The following is a 15,429-nucleotide window of genomic DNA, read 5'->3' as shown; positions in this document are numbered from 1 at the left end:
CGTCGCGACGCTCCGCGCAACTGAAGATGAGCCCCTACGAACTGCTTGACGAAGCGACGTTCACGCCAGGCAGGCGTCGCAGGCGGCACCCGCTCGCACTTACCGCGGCCGCGCTCGCGACGCTCGGCGCCGTGTATATCGGCTTCCTTCTTCTCGACGACGATGCGAGCGTCGACACGCCGGTCACGGTGTTCGGCACGGTGCACCCGGACAAGCCCGGGCAAGCCCCTGCGCAGAACGTTGCGCACAGTGCGGCACCGTCGGTCGCCGTCGCGCCGACGCCCGTGGCGCCGCAGCCCGCGTCGATGGTCGCGAAATCGCCGCGTGCCGTTGTCGTCGCGCGGCAGCAACCGGCGAACGCGCGCGGGGCGCCCGTAGCGTCATCGGCGCCGCAGGTCGTGGCGAGTGCGCCTGCCGTGGCGCCGGCATCGCCGGTCGTTGCGAACGGGCCCACCGTAGCGCGATCGTCAACGCCCATCGTGGCGAGGACGCCGACCCTGGCTCCATCCTCGCCGCCCGTCGTTGCGACGACGCCGACCCTGGCTCCATCCTCACCGCCCGTCGTTGCGACAGCACCCACCGCAGCGCGATCGTCAACGCCAGTCGTGGCGACCACGCCGACCGTCGCACCCTCCTCACCGCCCGTCATGGCGACCGCGCCAACCGTAGCGCGCACGGCACCGCCCGTCGTGGCGACCGCGCCGGCCGTTGCACAACCCTCACCGCCCGTCATGGCGACCGCGCCAACCGTGGCGCGCACGGCACCGCCCGTCGTGGCGACCTCGTCCGCGCCTACCCTGACGCGTTCGTCTCCGCCTGTCGTGGCGACCGCGCCTACCGTAGCGCCGTCCCCACCGCCAGTCGTCGCGTCCAAGCCAACCGTAGCGCGCTCGTCACCACCCGTCGTCGCGTCCGCAGCCGTCCCAGCGCGACCCTCACCGCCAGTCGTTGCAGCTACGCCGGCCGTCGTGCCATCGTCCCCTCTCGTCGTCACAACCGCACCCACCGCAGCGCCAACAACGAAATCGAGCGCGGCCATCTCCGCGCCCACGCCGCGCGGCACGGCGGTCGCGTCGACCAACCCCAACCCCGGCACCAACGCCGACACGATGGCCACCCCGCTCACGCTAGCCGACAAGCAGCGCGCCGACGCCGAGCGCAATCTGAAAGCCGCGCACGGCTATCTGCAACGGGGCAATCTGGCGGCGACCAAAGCGCGCCTCGCCGCGGCCATCACCGCACAGCCCGACAACCGCGACGCGCGCCGCATGCGCGCCCAGGTCGGCACGCTAGAGCAGCAACGGGACGCGTTGCTGAGTCTCGCGCGCGGCTGTAGCAACGTCGGACGTTGGGAGTGCGCGTCGCACAACGCCAACGAAGCGTTGCGGATCGATTCGAGCAGCAAGGACGCGCAGCGCCTCGTCTCGCTCGCGTCGCACGAATCGGCGTGGCAGACCATCCCGCCGTCGGCGTGGCAGACCGTGCAGCCGCCGGCGGAAGAGTCGCGCGCATTGCGCGATCTGCTGCGTCACCACTGAGGATTGCGAGGAGTCTCGCGAGAGAGCGGCACGAGCGTGCCGCCCAATCAAGCCCGTCCGTGCGGCGCCCTCAAAGACGCGCCGCGCGGGCAGCCGTGTCAGCCGGCGATGCTGTCGTAGCCGTAATAGCCGCCCTGATACCCCGAGCCGAGGAACGCGGCTTCCTGCGGCACGTCGGTGAGCAGCACGCCGCGCAGGCCGACGCCACCGTTACGCAGGCGTTTGGCGGTTTCGATGATCTCGTGCAGCGGCTGACGTCCATGCCGCACGACGAGCAGCGTCGTCGCCGCGTATTTGCCGATCAGCGTCGAATCGGTTACGGCGAGCACCGGCGGCGTATCGATGATCACGACGTCGTATTGCGGCTTCAGCACCTCGAGCATCGCCTCGAAGCGTCGGCTCATCAGCAGCTCGGCCGGGTGCGACGGCAGCGTGCCTTTCGCGAGCACGTCGAGGCCGGGCAGCACGTCGCGCTGGATCATCGCGTTGAGATCGCCGCCACATAGCACGTCGGAAAGTCCCGGCCGATGGCTGACGCCGAAATGTGAATGCACGTCGCCGCGCCGCATGTCGGCGTCGATGATCAGCACGCGCTTGTTCGCCGACGCGACCAGCGTCGCCAGATTCACCGACAGGAACGACTTGCCCGCATCGGGCCGCGAGCCGGTGATCATCACGACGTTATTGGCCGCATGATCGAGCGACAACTGCAGCGACGTGCGCAGATTGCGCACGCCTTCCACCGCGAGATCCTCGGGCGCCTGCTGCGCGAGCACATGCTGCCCACGCTGGCGCAGCGACACCTTTTCCTGCAGGCGCAATTGCGTCTGGCTGCGCGGCACCACCGCGAATACCGGCACGCCGAGCATCCCTTCGAGTTCGTCCGGGCGCTCCACGCCGCCGCGGATCGCGCGCTTCAGGAACACCAGCAGCAAGCCGAGCGCGAGGCCGCCGCCGAGCGACATCAAAATCACCAACATGCGCTTCGGCCGCACCGGATCGTCGGGCATTTCGGCGAAGTCCACCACGCGCACGCCGCCCACCTGCCCTGCCTGGGCCACCCGCAGTCGCTGCACGCTGTTGAGCAGGTTCGTGTACAGATCGGTGTTCACGTGCACGTCGCGCTGCAGACGTAGCGCGGTCTGCTCGGTGTCGGGCATCGTCGAGACGCTGCGGTTCATCGTGCTCTGCGCGCCCTGCAACGCGGCGATCTGCGCATCGAGCGCGGCGACCGTCGGATGGTTCGGCGTGAACTTCTGCAATAGCTCCGCGCGCTGCTGCTGCAGATCGAGCAGCTTCGTCTTGTTGTCGACGATCTGCTGCAGCAGCAGCTTGCTTTCCTCGCCGAGATCGACGGTGCCATGGGTATTGCGGAACTTGCCGTAGCGCTCTTCCGCATCGTCGAGCGCCTTGCGCGCGGCGGGCAGTTGCTGCTCCAGATACGCGAGCGTGTGATCGGACTCGCTCGAACGGCTCGCCAGATCCTGGCGCACGAACTGGCGCGCCACGTTGTTGACGATCGCCGCGGTCAGCGCCGGGTCCGCGCCTTCGAGGCTCACGCGGATTACGCCGGAGTCCTCGGCCGTCTCCTGCACGACCATCGTCTTCGCCAGACGCTCCACCGTGCCGAGCGTCGACGCGCGCGTCAGTTCGAAACGCGAGCCCGGCGCGCCGACCAATGTGTCGACGTGCAGTGTGATCGGGCCGACCGCGGTATCGGTCTGCACGGTCTCGCCGACGCGCCCCGACAGAATCGCGCTGCCATGAGGATCGCGCAGCATGAAAGTGTTGCCGGCGCCCGCAACCAGCGTGAAGGTCTCGCCGTACAGGTCCTTCGACACGTCGAAGCGCGACACCGCGATGCTTTCGTTGCCCCACGCGAACCCGCGCAGGTTGATGAACGACGGCAGCCGGAACCACCAGTGCCCGTTCACGAGTCCCGCGATCTTGCTGCCGATCACCGGCAGATAACGCGGCTTCGCCGTGATGTCGAGGTGCAGCGCGCGGACCGCTTCCTCGGTGACCAGACGCGACTTCAAGAGCTCGATCTGCGCCGCGGTCGACGGCTTCGAATCGTACGCGCCGGGAAGCGGCGATGCCGCATCCCGGCCGTTCGCATTGACGTTCGCCGCGTTCGCCGTCCTGTCCTGAACGTGAAACAGCACGTCCGAACGATAGACCGGCGGCGCGAGGAACGCGTACGCGCTACCGAGCGCGAGCGCGATCAGCGTCACGATGAGGATCGTGCGCCAACCGCGCACGATCGTGCGCACGTAGTCCGACAGATGAAACTGCCCCGGTTCATACACGCCGGCGTAGCGATTTTCGTAATTGATTGCCATGTTTTCACCCAACAAGGCCTGCCGGTTCAGATATCGCGTCACGCCTGCGTCACTTCGACACGACGACTCCCGTCACCGCCGCGTTGATCGCCGGCAACAGCAGGTTCAGCACGCGGTTGAAGCGAACGAGACCGCCCTGGCCGACGTACACGATGTCCTTCGGTTGCAACTCGAACTGGTTCGCGAGCAGCATCGCCACCGGCGAGGTCGCATCGAGGTGATAAATCTGCGGCGACTCGCTGGTCGAATTGCGGATCACGAACAGTTGCTGCCCCGAGGCCGTGTTCGAGTCGAAACTGCCGCCGTCGGAGATCGCCTGCGACAGCGTCAGCGAGCCGTTGCGCAACGGCAGCACCGTGGCCGGCTTGTTGACTTCGCCCATCACGTAGACGCCACTGTCTTCGCGCGCGTTCACGCGCACGGTATCGCCCGGCTGCAGATAGATATCCCCCGGATTGCGGCCGCGTTTGACGAGGTCGTCGATATTCAGCCTATAGGTCGTGCCGTTGCGGATCAGATCGACGCGGCTGCGGTCCGCGGTCGTGGTGAAGCCGCCGCCCAGGCCGATTGCGTTCGTCAGCGACATCGGCACATCGTTGAGCGATTGCGTGCCCGGCGTGCGCACTTCGCCATCGACATACACCGTCGCGTTACGGAACGACGCGACGCGCACCGTCACCTCAGGCTTCTGGTACACCTTGCTCAAACGCTGATTCAATTCGCGCTGGATCTGCGAGACGGTCTTGCCCACAACGTGCATCGTGCCCGCATACGGAAACTGGATGTCGCCGGTTTCATCGATCAGGAAGCCCGGCATCGCATCGCTAGGGCGCGAATTGGTCGGCGGCTGCCCAAGAGCGGCCGCGAGTTCCGGGTGATCCCACACGACGATCTGCAGCACATCGCCAGGGCCCAGCTTGTACGGCGCCGGCTTGCCGAACAGCCCCGCCGTCTCCGGCGGCAGCTGGGAAGCCTTCTGATCGGTACCCAACTTCTTCAGCAGTTCCAGATTGATATCGGTGATCGGAATCTGCTTTTGCTGCGAAGCTTCGGTACTGAATTCGCCACCCGTGTCCTGAATCGCGGCCGGCGTGATCATCCGTTGTCCCGGCACGATCGAGCATCCGGAAAGCAGTGCCGCACTAGCGAAAACCACAAGACTTCCTGTGCGAAAACCAAGTGAGCTCATGATCTTTACTCCTTCGCCCCGAGGCGTTGTTATCGACTTTCTAATAAGCGTTTCGATGCACCAGTCCGGCGACAATCGTCGCGCCGATGATCCGCATATCGAGCGCGAACGACCAGTGACCCAGGTAGTACAGGTCATGTTCGACGCGACGCTCCATCTTCTCGATGCGGTCGGTTTCGCCACGGAAGCCGTTGATCTGCGCCCAGCCCGTGATTCCCGGTTTGATCCGGTAGCGATTGATATAGCCCGCGACCACCTTCTGATAGAGGTCGTCGTGCTCGAGCGCATGGGGACGCGGTCCTACGACCGACATGTCGCCACGCAACACGTTGAAAAATTGCGGCAGCTCGTCGAGGCTCGTGCGGCGCAGAAACGCGCCCACTTTCGTCACGCGCTTGTCGTTGCGCGTCGCCTGGCTCACGACGCCTTTCGCTTCGGTATGCACGCGCATCGAGCGGAACTTGTAGATCGTAAACACGCGGCCGTCCGCGCCCTTACGCTTCTGTTTGAACAACACCGGTCCGCGCGACGAAAGCTTGACCGCGATCGCGATGCCAAGCAGCAGCGGCGCGAGGGCCACGATCGCGGTCGCCGCGAACAGCCGGTCGAAAATTTCCTTCTTCAGCATCGCGTTGGCCGACAGCGGCGAGGCGACCAGATTGATCGCCGGCATGCCCAGCAGATCGACCACGCCGCTGCCTTCGAACAGCGCATGGCTGCGCACGTCCGGCATGAAGCGGATATTCACGAGGTCGTCGCGGAACTCGTCGATCAGCGCGCAGATCAGCGGCTCTTCGGACAGCGACAGCATCAGCCATAGCTCGTGCACGTCGTTGGTGCGGATGTAGTCGGCCAATAGGTCGACGCGATCGAACACCGGCACGCGCGGATTCGTCACGCCGGACTCGTCCGGGCGCGTGTTGTAGACGGCGGTCGCGCGAAAGCCCGCGGTCGGCGCCGACTCGATGCGGCGCAGGATCGCATCGCACTGCGAGCCGCTGCCGACGATCGCGACCTGATGCAGATTCATGCCTGCGCCACGTGCCCGCGCGAGCACCGCGTGCATGATCACCCGATTCGCGATCAGCAGACCGCCCGTCGTCGCGGTCCAGTACGAGAACCACAGCCGCGACACGATGTCGATGCGATGCAGCGAGTACATCAGCACGAGCGCGCAGGCCTGCACGATCAGCCACGCGAGCGACACCTGGCCGGCGAGCCCGAGCTTCGAGCGGCCGCGCCACGATTCGTAGACCCCGAACGCGGGGAAGATCGCAAGCGCGAACGCAGCCGAAAACATCACCAGCGCCCAGTAGAAACCCGACTGGCCGAGATAGTCGAAGCGGATTTGCGACGCCACGGCCGCACCCGCCAATACCAAAGCGACATCGAAAATCCGCGCGAGCAGATCCTGAAACTTGCGCATTTTACTTACCTCGTTCTGCCGTTCCTGTACGCAAAAAGGGGTGTGCATGGGCTGCCTACGGGCAGCGGCCGTAGTTGTCGTCAAACCTCACGATGTCGTCTTCGCCGAGATACGTACCCGACTGAATTTCGATGATTTCGAGCGGCACCCTGCCCGGGTTTTCGAGCCGGTGACGCGTGCCGAGCGGAATGTAAGTCGATTCGTTTTCGCTGAGCAGGAACTGCTCTTCGCCGCGCGTGACGAGCGCGGTGCCGCGCACGACCACCCAATGCTCGGCGCGGTGATGATGCAGTTGCAGCGACAGCTTCGCGCCGGGCGTCACGACGATGCGCTTGACCTGGAAGCGCTCGCCGCGATCGATCGAGTCGTAGAAGCCCCACGGGCGCCGCACCTTGCGATGCGCGTCGGCCTCCGGCGCGTGCTGCGCCTTGATGCGCGACACGAGGCCCTTGACGTCCTGCACGTGCGAGCGATCCACCACGAGCACCGCGTCGGCGGTCTCGACCACGACGACGTTGGCGGTGCCGACACACGCGACGAGCCGCCCTTCCGAATGCGCATAGCAGGACACCGCGCCTTCGAACGTCACGCGGCCGCGCCCGGCGTTGCCGTTCGGGTCCTTCTCCATCGCGGCCCATACCGCGTCCCACGAGCCGAGGTCGGACCAGCCGGCTTCGAGCGGGATCACGACGCCGGGGGGCAAGTTCGCGGCCGGGTTTTGAGCTGGCGTCTCGCTCTGCGCCGCGCCTTGCGTTTCGACGTTGCTCGCGCTGCCGCCTTCTGCCGGCGGCGGTTCGGTCAGACGCTCCATCACCGCGTAGTCGATCGAATCGGCGGGCACGTCGAGGAACGCGTCGTGCGACGGCCGGAATACGTCGCCGTCGTGCTTGCCGCTCGCGAACGCGCTCGTGCACGGCGCATGCATGTCCGGCCGCAGCGACGCGAGCGTGTCGAGCCACACGCGCGCACGCACGATGAAGATGCCGCTATTCCACCAATAGGTGCCCGCGCTCAGGTATTGCCGCGCGATTTCCTCGGCGGGCTTCTCGACGAAACCGTCGATCGCGTGGCCGCCAGCGGCCAATGCCGCGCCGATGCGGATATAGCCGAAGCCGGTGTCGGGACGCGTCGGCGGCACGCCGAGCGTCGCGATCGCGCCCTCGCTCGCGTGGTGCGCCGCGCACGCCAGCGCGCGCTGCAGCGCGGGCACGTCCGCGATCGCGTGATCGGCCGGCATCACGATCAGGATCGCGTCGTCGCCGGCGGCGCACGCGAGCGATGCCGCGAGCGTCAGCGCTGGCGCCGTGTCGCGGCGCGCGGGCTCGACGATCAAACGCGCGTCGACGCCGTTCTCATGCAGCTGTTCGGCGATCACGAAGCGATGCTCCTCGCCGCACACGACGATCGGCGATGCGTCGACGCTCCAGCCCGCCGGGAAGCCCTCGAGCCGCCGCGCGGTCGCCTGCAGCAGCGAGTCGGAGCCGACCACGTCGATCAGCTGCTTCGGAAAATTTTCGCGCGACACCGGCCAAAGCCGCGTGCCCGAGCCGCCCGCGAGAATGACCGGGACGATGTGCGCGCAGCGCGCGCCAGCAACCCCGGCGCTTGCGCCGTTCGGCTCGACGGATCGGGCGCTCACACCTGCCTGCGTCAACATATCGGGGATCCTTATCGGTCTGCGAGGTACGACGAACGACGGACCGGTCCCCGCCTGCACTGCGCGGTTACCGGGCTGGCTCCGTCGGTGCTACTCGCCTGCCATGCGGCGGCTTTGAATCCTGAACTCAGTCGGCGAAATCCTCATCCGCTTGCGAAACACTTTCGCGAGCCGGTCGCCATTGCCCATCCCAGTGCGACGGGCGATCTTGTCGACCGGCAATTCCGATTCGGTCAACAGGCTGCACGTCACCGCAAGGCGCTCGTGCAACAGGAAACTCGACGGCGTGATACCCATTTCCATCTTGAAGCGGCGCAGAAAGTTGCGCTCGCTCATCGCCGCGAACTGCGCGGCATCCGCAATCGAAATCGCCTGCTGGCAGTTTTCCTGCAGCCAGCGCGCCGCCGCGCGAACCTTGTCGCCGGGACTCATGCCGCCGTCCTCGCCGAGCAGCGGCGCGAGGTTCGTGCACGAATCCGACAGCAGCCGTTCGGCAGCCGAGCGCGCGGTCGCGTTGCCCAGATCGCGCTTGATCATCGCGAGCGCGCTGCGCATCGATTCCAGCCGGTCGCTCAGTTCGACGGCGCCCTGCTCTGCCACGCCCGCACCATTCCTGGCCACAGTTGGCTGGCGCAGGTCGCTCGCATCCTTGTCCTCGGGCAGCGCCGCCGCGTCGAGCACCGCGCGCCCTTCGGCAATCGAGCGAATCATCGCGGTGTTGCGGCGCACCCGCCGCAACCATCCGAGCAGCCGCTCATCGCGCGCCGCCGACGCCGCGCCCTTGCCTCCCGCCACATACAGCGCATCGAAGCCGACGTAATGGCGCGCGTCGAGTCCGTCGGTCCACACGCGCAACCCCGACGACGAACTCACCATGCCGCCGTCGGCGGATAAAAACGATACGTCGTACAGCCACGCGCCCGAACCGGAAGTGGAGAGCTCGTTGGCAGCCTGGAACACCTCGGCGATCACTCCCGCCCCTTGCAGCGAGCAATCGTTGAACAGCAGAATCGCGACACGACGCACGCCCCTGTTCGGCGCATGCACCCAGCGCAGCATTGCAGACTCGAGACTCGCGCAGGTCATAGTCATCCTCTCGACAGAAAACGATCAACTACACCTTTTACGATCACGCACAATGCGAACTCCGCGCAGTGCATCATAGCGACGACCTCCGGCGCTCTGCCGTCATGTCCGAAAGTGCAGACATATTGGCACTATGACTACATGATCGGCCAGTGCAATTCGGCTCAATACCGAAACGACCGTCTTTTCAATGGATTAATCGTCTATCCGCATATGGTTGAATATGCACTCGCGAATCTTAATGCAATTTAAAAAATGAATGCGTACGCCAGCGCACACTGTGGGGCCACTCGAAAATCGGCGCACATCCGCCTTCTCCACCCGGCGAGGCGTATTTTAAAAGAGATTTTTTGCCGAAATTTGCCAGCCGCGAGTGAAACGCACCCCGCCCCACCAGGCGAGCCCGGTTTCATCGACAGGCTCACCAGATCGTCGGCGCAACCGCCGCGCAACCGACCCTCGCGCCGTCCAATACAGGCACTCAACGCGCCAGAAAAGATTATTTAAATTATTTTTATTGACGACGTGAATATAAACACGGCGATTAACGTTTCAGACCTGAAACATGGATATCGGACAACTTTAGTGTCAACGCAATAGGCGGGCCAATGGCGGAATACATCGGGTGCGACCGGGTGCATTTCCGCCAACCGCTTACGGAAATGCACTATGAGGTTCTTCGCGAGCATCGACGCGGACAGCGAACGAAGTCCGCTTTCCCTTTACGCAACGAAGGTGACACCCATCGAGAACGCGCCGCGTAATGGCACGTTGCGACGATGGTTCGGCGTCGCCTGACAGGCTTACGGCGGGCAAGCGCACATAGAAGTGATGTTGAACGGGTTACGATGCCCCCCGACAAACGCGCTGGAACCGCACACATGAACGGCATTTCATGGATCACGCTGATACTTGCCACGATGATCGGCGGGCTGATGTTCGCCATGATCGGCGTGGTGCTGCTCGCGCTGCTGCTCGGCAACGTGTCGGACCGGCTGTCGAGCAACGACGAGACTCGCCAGGACTCCTAGCGCCTGATAGCGCCCTCGCTACTTCGAAAGGTCCTCGAGCGCGACATCGCGCGTCTTCGGACCCAGCGTACCGATCGCGACCATGACGATCGCCATCGCCCCCGAGATGAACACGAACACGCCGTTCACGCCGAAGCGGCCGAGGCAGGCGGCGATCACGAACGCCGAGAACATCGCCGAAATCCGGCTCCACGAATAAACGAAGCCGACCGCGCGCGCCCGGATGCCGGTCGGAAACAGCTCGGCCTGGTACGCGTGATAGCTGTACGAAATGATGTTGCCCGCGAGCACGAGGCACACGCCTAGACTCACGAGCAGCACCGTCTCGCGCGCCTGGCTGAACGCGAGTCCGCACACGACGTTGACCGCGGCCATGCAGATGATGACGCTCTTGCGCTCGAAGCGATCGGCGATCAGCAATCCCAGCAACGGCCCGAGCGGCGCCGCAATCGCGATAATGCTCGCGTACATCAGGCTCGTCGTCACCGTGATGCCTTGCTTGATCAGCAGCGTCGGAATCCAGTTCGCGAAGCCGTAGTAGCCCATCGTCTGGAACACGTGAAAGATGATCAGCATCAGCGTGCGCTTGCGATACGGCGGCACCAGCAGATCGCGAAACGCCGCCCGCGCGCGCACCGGCTCGGGCAGCGCGGGCTCGGGCAGCGGCCGGCCGCATTGACGCTGGTACTCGCGCGCGACGCGTGCTTCGAGACGCGTCATCACCGCGTCGGCTTCGTCGAGCCGGCCCTTTTGCGCGAGCCAGCGCGGGCTCTCCGGCAAGCCGCGGCGAATCCACCACACGACGATCGCGCCAATCGCGCCGATCAGCACGACCACACGCCAGCCGTCGAGGCCGAACACGCGTTGCGGCACCAGCAGATAAGACAGGAACGCGACGATCGGCACCGCGCAGAAGCCGACCGCCTGCGAGCACGCTGAAGCGCGCCCGCGAATGTGCTTCGGCACGAGCTCGGAGATATACGTGCCGATCGTGACGATCTCGACGCCGATGCCGATCCCCGCGATAAAGCGCCAGCAGTTCAAGCCGAGCGCCGTGTGCTGGAACGCCATTACGACGTTGGCCGCGGTGTACCACAGCAGCGACCACGTGAAGATCGCGCGGCGGCCGAAGCGGTCGGCGAGAAAGCCGCACGCCGCCGTGCCGATGAATAGACCCGCGAACAGCGCGGCGATGAAACTCGCGACGCCGCTCGTGCCGAACAGACCGCGCGTCGTGGCGGTGAGCAGGCCGCTATGCACGAGGCCCGGCGCGATATAGCCGGAGTACATCAGGTCGTAGAGTTCGAAGAACATGCCGAAGCTCAGCAGCATCACCAGCTGCCAGATCGTGCGGGTGGCGGGCAGCCGGTCGAGCCGCGCGGAAATGCGCGCGCCATCGAGCGCGATCGCGCCGGCGCGGTCCGTCGCTGCCGCATCGGCGCCTGCGTCCGTGGGTGAGGCATCGAGCGCGCCGGCCGCCTCGCCGAGCGCAGTGGCGTACATCGCCTGATTCGACGATTTCATCGTCTGTCTCCAGAATTTTTGGTCTATTGCCCGTTGCAACGGGTGCGGCGCGGCACGACGCTCATGCAGCCGCGCCCGGCGCGCGCGACTGCACGGCACCGTTCAGCTCCGCGATCCGCGCGTCGTCGAAGCCGAGTTCGCGCAGCACGTCGACGGTGTGCTCGCCGATCTTCGCGATCGGCTGGCGCGGCACGAGACGCGCGCCGTCGAGCGAAATCGGCAGCAATGGCATCGCGGTTTCGCTGCCGTCGTCGAGCGTCAGCGGCACGAGGCCGCCGCTCGCGTTCAGGTGCGGATCGTCGAACAGTTCCTCGGGCTTCGTAATCGACGCGAACGGAATGTGATTGCGCTCGAACAGCGGCACCAGCGTCGCGCCGTCGAAACGGCTCAGGCTTTCGCCGAGCGTTTGCAGCAGCCAGCCGCGCGCGAGCACGCGGTCGTTGTTGGTCGCGAGACGCGCATCGGCGAGCAGATCGGCGCGCTCGAGAATCGCGCACAGCGCGCGCCACTGCGCGTCGCCGGTCGCGGCGATGAACATCTGCTCGCCGTGCGCGAGCGTGAACACGTCGTAGACGGCCCAGGCGCTGATGCGCTCGGGCATCGGCGCCGGGGCCACGCCGGTCGCCGCGAACTGCTGCATGTGCTGCGCCGAGAGCAGCACACAGTTCTCGAACAGCGCGCTCTGCACCTCCTTGCCGCGGCCGCTCGCGTGCCGCTCGTGCAATGCAGCCAGCACGCCGATCGCGCCGAACATGCCGCCCATGATGTCGTTGACCGAACTGCCCGCGCGCAGAGGTCGGCCCACCGGCCCGGTCATGTACGCGAGGCCCGCCATCATCTGTACGACTTCGTCGAGCGCCAGACGATGTTCGTAGGGACCACTGAGAAAGCCCTTGTGCGACACGTAGATCAGCTTCGGATTGCGCTCACGCAGCGTCGCGTAATCGAGGCCGAGACTCGCCATGCGGCCGGGTTTGAAGTTTTCGACGAATACGTCGGCGCTATCGACCAGTTGCTTCAGCGCGGCGAGACCGGCTTCGCTGTCGAGATCGAGCGCGACGCTCTTCTTGTTGCGATTGAAGGTGCGGAAGAAACCCGCGCCGGTGCCGAGCAGCCGGCGGGTGCTGTCGCCGCGCGGCGGCTCGACCTTGATCACTTCGGCGCCGAGGTCGCCGAGAATCATGCCGCAGGTCGGGCCCATCACCATATGCGACAACTCGATCACGCGGATGCCCGCGAGCGGCAACGTGCCCGGCTGCGGCGAAGTCGTCGAAGACGAACACCAAGCTGAGGTAGCGGAGGAAAGCGAAGTCATTGCGGCACCTGCGGAACGGAAGAATGGGAATCACACAAAGATTCGGACGACCCCGCGGATTCGCGCGCGGCCGGTTGGGCGTGCGCGAACTGCCTGGGCACCCCCGCTCGCGCGAGATAGCCATATAGCGGCTCGCCGGGCAGCGCCTGCGCGAGTACCGCGCGCGAGGCGAGCAGCCGCGTGATGTCGATGCCGGTGTCGTAGCCCATGCTGTCCAGCATGAACACGAGGTCTTCAGTATTGACGTTGCCGCTCGCGCCGGGCGCATGCGGACAGCCGCCGAGACCGGCCAGCGACGCATCGAATTCGCGAATCCCGTGCTGCAGCGCGACCAGCGTGTTGGCGAGACCGAGCCCGCGCGTGTCGTGGAAATGCAGCGAACGCAGTTTGTCGCCCACGACGTCGCGCACCAGCTCGATCACCTCGCCGACCTGACGCGGCGTCGCCTCGCCGGTCGTGTCACCAAGCGCGATCACGTCGGCGCCGGCCTGCACCGCGGCGCGCGCGATCGCGGCGATATCCGCGTATGGCACGGCGCCCTGTAGCGTGCAGCCGAACACCGTCGACAAACCGGCGATCAATTCGACGCGGCGGCCACCAGCCAAAGACGCGCGATCGATCAACTCACGCATCGCGGCGAACGTATCGATCATCTCGGCGGGCGTCTTGCGCACGTTCGCGACGCTATGCGCGACGCTCACCGAAATCGGCGCGACGATGCGCTTTACGCCGGCCTCGAGCGCGTGCTGCGCGCCCTTCAGGTTCGGCACGAGCGCAGTGATGCTCAAATCGTCGTAGCTACGGGCGTGGGCGACTACGTCGGCGGCGTCGGCCATTTGCGGTAGCAGCTTCGCCGGCACGAACGACGCGACTTCCATATGGCGCACGCCGGCCGCATACGCGGCGTCGATCCAGCGGCGTTTGTCGTCGGTGGACATGATGCGGGCAATGCTTTGCAGACCATCGCGCAGACCGACTTCGGTCACGACGACGCGCTCGCGGGTCTCATTCATCGGTTTGAATCCTGGACGTGGACGCGGGCTTCGGAGGCCCGTTGGGTAGAAGTGATGCGCTAACTGGATCACAGCGTGCCCGCGTGCCGACGCGCGGCAAAGTCTGCGTTCACGACGCCCGCCCTCGCCGCTCGCGATGGCCGCTCAGGCCGATGGGGCGGGCTTTGGCGCTCGCCTGGGTGAAACGCTTAGGGGTTTGTCCGGGGAGGTGGCGAAGGGCGTCGCCGAGGGTGGGTGGCAGGGACTGACGGTGCGAGTGACCGGGCGCGTTGTCCGCCTTACCTGGCGCCCAGCAGATGCTCGAGCAAACGCGCGGCCGCGAGCGTCAACGCCGCGCGATCGCGCATGCAGATCACGAAGCGCCGCTCGGCCCACGCCTCGCGCAACGGCACGGCGACGATGCCGTACTCGTCGGCGGCATGGCGCGGCAGCGCCTCGCGCGGCAGGATCGCGACCGCGAGTCCGGCCTGGATGAAGCGGTAGGCGGCATCGAACGTCGATACATAGGTGCGGTAGTTCAACTCGCTGCCCTTCTCCAGCGCGATGCGCTGCATCAGCGCATTGACCGACGCATTCGATGCGAGCCCCAGGTGATCGAAGCCGAGCGTCTGCTCGAAGCCGACCTGCGTCTCGCCCGCGAGCGGATGCGCGCGGGGCACGATCAGCGCCAGATGGTCGGCGCGATACGGCAGCGTGTCGAGACTGCCGAGTGGCACCGTGTCGCGACAGATGCCCAGATCGGCGACGCCCTCTTCCAGCCCGCGCACGATGTCCGCGCTGACGCGCTCCTCGACATCGACCCGAATCGCCGGATTCGCCTGCAAAAACGCGGACAACGCCTCGGGCAAGAACTCCACCATCGATGACACGTTCGCCAGCACGCGCACATGGCCGCGCGCGCCGGCTGCGTATTCACTGAGCTCGGCCTGCAAGCGCTCGTGGCCGCGCATGATGAGCCGCGCGTGGCGCAACAGCGCTTCGCCGGCGGCGGTCGCCCGCACGCCGCGCTGGCTGCGCGACAGCAGTGCAACATCGACGAGCGCTTCGAGATCGGCGAGCCGCTTGCTGACCGCCGATGGTGCGATGAACTCGCGCTCGGCCGCGCGCGCGATCGTGCCTTCCTCGCAAACGGCGATGAACAGGCGCAGCGTGACCTGATCGATTTGCCACATCGGCGGAGTGGATTCGGGAGTTGGGAGTGGGAAAAATTATGCCCTGACGACGGCGGGCGCTGAAGAGCGATCAGCCAGCCGGGCGTCTCGCCCTTGGCCGAGCTTGCCCGCGTTTTTCGGTCTGGCTATGCTGGCG

At 66.0% G+C, this 15,429-nt stretch carries 12 protein-coding genes; 2 read left to right on the top strand and 10 right to left on the bottom strand.

Going from position 1 to position 15,429, the window contains the following annotated elements:
* Positions 1–34: 34 nt before the first annotated feature.
* Entirely contained in the window at positions 35–874 is an 840-nt protein-coding gene (locus BC1002_RS35595) for a hypothetical protein (RefSeq protein ID WP_157874640.1), read from the bottom strand.
* 94 nt (positions 875–968) lie between these two features.
* Between BC1002_RS35595 and BC1002_RS35590 the strand changes: the two genes are divergently transcribed.
* Positions 969–1,538 carry a hypothetical protein gene (locus tag BC1002_RS35590; protein WP_157874639.1) on the top strand — a complete coding sequence of 190 codons (570 nt, stop codon included), beginning with the start codon at positions 969–971 and terminating at the stop codon, positions 1,536–1,538.
* A 98-nt stretch (positions 1,539–1,636) separates the two neighbouring features.
* Here the strand turns inward: BC1002_RS35590 and BC1002_RS02915 are convergent, their stop codons facing one another.
* The 5 genes from BC1002_RS02915 to BC1002_RS02895 form a co-directional block, all read right to left on the bottom strand.
* On the bottom strand, positions 1,637–3,880 hold the full coding sequence (locus tag BC1002_RS02915) for a polysaccharide biosynthesis tyrosine autokinase (protein ID WP_013088584.1): 2,244 nt from the start codon (positions 3,878–3,880) through the stop codon (positions 1,637–1,639).
* A 49-nt stretch (positions 3,881–3,929) separates the two neighbouring features.
* Positions 3,930–5,069 (bottom strand): polysaccharide biosynthesis/export family protein, encoded by a 1,140-nt coding sequence (locus tag BC1002_RS02910; RefSeq protein ID WP_013088583.1) that lies wholly within the window; start codon positions 5,067–5,069, stop codon positions 3,930–3,932.
* Between the two features lie 40 nt (positions 5,070–5,109).
* A complete protein-coding gene (locus BC1002_RS02905) occupies positions 5,110–6,495 on the bottom strand; it encodes an undecaprenyl-phosphate glucose phosphotransferase (RefSeq protein ID WP_013088582.1) in 1,386 nt (461 codons plus the stop codon).
* A 55-nt stretch (positions 6,496–6,550) separates the two neighbouring features.
* Complete coding sequence (locus BC1002_RS02900; protein ID WP_013088581.1) at positions 6,551–8,152, bottom strand: sugar phosphate nucleotidyltransferase; 1,602 nt, start codon at positions 8,150–8,152, stop codon at positions 6,551–6,553.
* A gap of 90 nt (positions 8,153–8,242) precedes the next feature.
* Positions 8,243–9,238, bottom strand: coding sequence for a GlxA family transcriptional regulator (locus BC1002_RS02895; protein WP_013088580.1), 996 nt, complete (start codon positions 9,236–9,238; stop codon positions 8,243–8,245).
* 881 nt (positions 9,239–10,119) lie between these two features.
* Between BC1002_RS02895 and BC1002_RS38370 the strand changes: the two genes are divergently transcribed.
* On the top strand, positions 10,120–10,269 hold the full coding sequence (locus BC1002_RS38370) for a hypothetical protein (protein WP_013088579.1): 150 nt from the start codon (positions 10,120–10,122) through the stop codon (positions 10,267–10,269).
* Positions 10,270–10,287: 18 nt separating this feature from the next.
* Here the strand turns inward: BC1002_RS38370 and BC1002_RS02890 are convergent, their stop codons facing one another.
* The 4 genes from BC1002_RS02890 to BC1002_RS02875 form a co-directional block, all read right to left on the bottom strand.
* Positions 10,288–11,793, bottom strand: coding sequence for an MFS transporter (locus BC1002_RS02890; RefSeq protein WP_013088578.1), 1,506 nt, complete (start codon positions 11,791–11,793; stop codon positions 10,288–10,290).
* Between the two features lie 61 nt (positions 11,794–11,854).
* A complete protein-coding gene (locus BC1002_RS02885) occupies positions 11,855–13,108 on the bottom strand; it encodes a CaiB/BaiF CoA transferase family protein (protein WP_013088577.1) in 1,254 nt (417 codons plus the stop codon).
* Positions 13,105–14,121: a hydroxymethylglutaryl-CoA lyase gene (locus tag BC1002_RS02880; RefSeq protein WP_013088576.1), complete on the bottom strand. Its 1,017-nt coding sequence runs from the start codon at positions 14,119–14,121 to the stop codon at positions 13,105–13,107. Before BC1002_RS02880 ends, BC1002_RS02885 begins: the two co-directional genes overlap by 4 nt.
* Positions 14,122–14,399: 278 nt before the next feature.
* Positions 14,400–15,293: a LysR family transcriptional regulator gene (locus BC1002_RS02875; RefSeq protein WP_013088575.1), complete on the bottom strand. Its 894-nt coding sequence runs from the start codon at positions 15,291–15,293 to the stop codon at positions 14,400–14,402.
* Positions 15,294–15,429 lie beyond the last annotated feature (136 nt).

The sequence above is a fragment of the Paraburkholderia atlantica genome (assembly GCF_000092885.1).
GTDB lineage: Bacteria > Pseudomonadota > Gammaproteobacteria > Burkholderiales > Burkholderiaceae > Paraburkholderia > Paraburkholderia atlantica.
This window is presented reverse-complemented; position numbering and strand designations above follow the sequence as displayed.